The organism is Caballeronia telluris, from assembly GCF_001544495.1.
Taxonomy (GTDB): domain Bacteria; phylum Pseudomonadota; class Gammaproteobacteria; order Burkholderiales; family Burkholderiaceae; genus Caballeronia; species Caballeronia telluris.
Genome location: NZ_FCNZ02000120.1, coordinates 1 through 1,530, shown reverse-complemented (window position 1 = coordinate 1,530; position 1,530 = coordinate 1). Strand labels below are relative to the sequence as shown.

General features: G+C 60.6%; 2 protein-coding genes. Both read left to right on the top strand.

Annotated elements, in window-relative coordinates:
* On the top strand, positions 1-813 hold an 813-nt coding region (locus AWB66_RS32470), incomplete at its 5' end, for an FAD-binding protein (RefSeq protein ID WP_125469891.1).
* Between the two features lie 12 nt (positions 814-825).
* The gene (locus AWB66_RS32465) at positions 826-1,530 is read left to right on the top strand and encodes a succinate dehydrogenase iron-sulfur subunit (protein ID WP_087634048.1); all 705 of its coding nucleotides are present in this window, start codon (positions 826-828) and stop codon (positions 1,528-1,530) included.

Sequence of the window (1,530 nt, the reverse complement as noted above, 5' to 3'; positions counted from 1 at the left end):
ATCGGCGCCGAGACGATCATGAAGCGTCTGCCGTCGATCCGCGAGATCGCGCTGAAGTTCGCGAACGTCGATTGCATCAAGGAACCGATTCCCGTCGTGCCGACCATCCACTATCAGATGGGCGGCATTCCGACCAACATCCACGGACAGGTGGTCGGTACGGCCAAGGGCTACGACGATCCGGTCAACGGCTTCTATGCAGTGGGCGAATGCTCGTGCGTGTCGGTGCACGGCGCGAATCGTCTGGGCACGAATTCGCTGCTCGACCTGGTGGTGTTCGGCCGCGCGGCGGGCAACCACATCATCAAGCACGCGATGGAGATGAAGGAGCACAAGCCGCTGCCGGCGGACGCCGCCGACTTCGCGCTCGAACGTCTGTCGGTGCTGGAGAAGTCGACCTCGGGCGAATACACGCAGTCGATCGCGGGCGACATCCGCGCGTCGATGCAGGCGCATGCGGGCGTGTTCCGCACGTCGAAGCTGCTGGAAGAGGGCGTCGGCAAGGTCAATGAACTGACCGAGCGCGTGAAGCATGTGCACCTGAAGGACAAGTCGAAGGTGTTCAACACCGCGAAGGTGGAAGCGCTGGAACTGGCGAACCTGATCGAGGTGGCGCGCGCGACGATGGTGTCGGCCGAGGCGCGCAAGGAAAGCCGCGGCGCGCATGCGCACAGCGACTTCGAGAATCGCGACGACGAAAACTGGATGCGCCATACGCTGTGGTTCAGCGAGGGCGATCGTCTCGACTACAAGCCGGTGAAGATGCAGCCGCTGACGGTCGAATCGGTGCCGCCGAAGGCGCGTACGTTCTAAGGGTATATCGACATGGCAAAGAGAACATTTGAAATTTACCGCTACGATCCGGACAAGGACGCGGCGCCGCGCATGCAGAGCTACGAGATTGACATCGACTCGCACGAACGCATGCTGCTCGATGCATTGCTGAAGCTCAAATCGGTCGACGAAACGCTGTCGTTCCGTCGCTCGTGTCGCGAGGGCGTGTGCGGTTCGGACGCGATGAACATCAACGGCAAGAACGGTCTGGCGTGTTTGCAGAACATGAACGACTTGCCGCAGAAGATCGTGCTGCGTCCGTTGCCGGGGCTGCCGGTGGTGCGCGACCTGATCTGCGACTTCACGCAATTTTTTAATCAGTACCATTCGATCAAGCCGTACCTGATCAACGACACGCCGCCGCCGGAGAAGGAGCGTCTGCAGTCGCCGGAAGAACGCGACGAACTCGACGGTCTTTACGAATGCATTCTGTGCGCGAGCTGCTCGACGTCGTGCCCGAGCTTCTGGTGGAATCCGGACAAGTTCGTGGGACCGGCGGGCCTGTTGCAAGCCTATCGTTTCATTGCGGACAGCCGCGATCAGGCGACGGGTGAACGCCTCGACAACCTGGAAGATCCGTATCGTCTGTTCCGTTGCCATACGATCATGAACTGCGTGGATGTGTGCCCGAAGGGGCTCAATCCGACAAAGGCGATCGGCAAGATCAAGGAATTGATGGTGCGCCGCGCTGTCTGA

Bases quoted from the DNA above. Each gene is read 5' to 3' on its own strand.
- AWB66_RS32465 (WP_087634048.1), top strand. From the start codon at position 826: ATGGCAAAGAGAACATTTGAAATTTACCGCTACGATCCGGACAAGGAC.